This window comes from Mesorhizobium sp. M1E.F.Ca.ET.041.01.1.1 (genome assembly GCF_003997355.1).
Taxonomy (GTDB): Bacteria; Pseudomonadota; Alphaproteobacteria; order Rhizobiales; family Rhizobiaceae; genus Mesorhizobium.
The window spans coordinates 1-1,508 of sequence record NZ_RZSL01000960.1 but is presented as its reverse complement, the minus strand read 5'-3'; the positions used below and the strand labels follow the sequence as shown (position 1 = coordinate 1,508).

The window sequence follows — 1,508 nt, the reverse complement described above, 5'->3', positions numbered from 1 at the left end:
CATTGACCCAGTGCCATTTGCGTCCGACGCGATCCATCAGATAGCGGTAGAAATGCAGCGGAACGTCCTTGGTCCTCAGCAGCGCGATCTGGCGGTTGTACGGCAGCGGCGGCGACGCAGCCGGCGGCACATGCATTTCCAGAAATGTGACCGTGACCTCGATATCCTTAGGCACACTATTTTCCATCGCCGTCATTCCTTGCCCGTCACGACAGGCGTGTCGTCGAGCCCGCCCCATTCGGTCCATGAGCCGTCGTAAAGCCTGTTGTCGGTGTGGCCAAGCGTCTCCAGCGCCAGCGTGATCGCCGCCGCGGTGATGCCCGATCCGCATGAGGTGACGATCGGCTTCGAAAGATCGATGCCGGCATCCTCGATCACCTTGCGCAAGCGGTCCCCGGGCAACAGCTCGCCATTTTCGGCAAGTGCTGCGACCGGAACATTGCGAGCGCCCGGCATATGGCCGGAACGGACGCCCGGACGCGGTTCAGGGTCGGTTCCGGCGAAACGCCCGGGAGAGCGCGCATCGGCGATCTGGCTTTTCCCGCTTCCGACAATCCGGCGCATCTCGTCGAGGTTGACGACACGGCTTGCGTCGAAATCGGGATAAAAGACGCAAGGCGCTATCCTGGTGTGCTCCGCCGTCACCGGCCGCCCTTCCGCTTTCCAACGGTCGAGGCCGCCGTTCAGGATGTAAACCTGGAAGACGCCCATGACGCGGAACATCCACCAGGCGCGCGGCGCCGAAAACAGGCCCGGACCGTCATAGACGACAATGGTGTCGTCGGCAGAAACACCCATGGAACCTACATATTGCGCGAAGTACTGGGGCGACGCCAATGTGTGCGGCAGTTTGGAATCCGGGTCCGAAACGGCATCCTGGTCGAGGAAGCGGGCACCGGGAATATGGGCGGCGACGTATTCGGCGTGAGCGTTGCGGTTCTGCGCCGGCAGGTACCAGGAGGCGTCGATGATGGTGAGCCCAGGCTCGCCCAATCGCTTCTCGAGCCAGTCCGCGTCGACGATAAAGGGGCTGTCCTCGGCCATCTTCCTGCTCCTGCCCGCCTCTCGCGACTTCGTCCGTTCTGGCTCGTCAATTCGCCGGCATCGGCCCGAAGCGAATGCGGAAGCGCCGGTTCTCGCGGCCCTTCTTCTCGATCTTGCCGATGTGGATCTCGCCGACCTCGCCGGTGCTCCTCACGTGGGTGCCGCCGCAGGGCTGGCTGTCGACCGACGCATTCTCGCCGATGCAGACCAGGCGGATCTTGCCGGTGCCGACGGGCGGTCGCACATTCTTCGATTTCACCAGGCTGGGATTGGCGGCCAGTTCCTCGTCGGTGATCAGCCGCGTGAAGATCGCATGGTCGGCGCGCACCAGCTCCATCAGCCTAGCCGTCACGTCCTCCTTGGTAAAGCCGGCATCGGGAATGTCGAAGTCGACGCGGCTATCGTCCTCGGCAACCGCAGCCCCGGTGATGGGAAACGGGCAGACCACGGTGAGCAGATGGCAG

2 protein-coding genes and 1 pseudogene are annotated in these 1,508 nt (G+C 63.5%); all 3 read right to left on the bottom strand.

Annotated features, from left to right (window positions below; genetic code table 11):
* Positions 1 to 187: pseudogene (locus EOA38_RS40770) on the bottom strand (GNAT family N-acetyltransferase); the annotation flags it as partial.
* Between the two features lie 5 nt (positions 188 to 192).
* The gene (gene sseA / locus EOA38_RS36375) at positions 193 to 1,044 is read right to left on the bottom strand and encodes a 3-mercaptopyruvate sulfurtransferase (protein ID WP_127301485.1); all 852 of its coding nucleotides are present in this window, start codon (positions 1,042 to 1,044) and stop codon (positions 193 to 195) included.
* Positions 1,045 to 1,090: 46 nt separating this feature from the next.
* A partial coding sequence (locus EOA38_RS36370; protein WP_145966282.1) for an alanyl-tRNA editing protein occupies positions 1,091 to 1,508 on the bottom strand: 418 nt, incomplete at its 5' end.

What these genes read in the sequence shown, in the direction of transcription:
- sseA (WP_127301485.1), bottom strand. Translation starts at nt 1,044, where the DNA reads ATGGCCGAGGACAGCCCCTTTATCGTCGACGCGGACTGGCTCGAGAAG.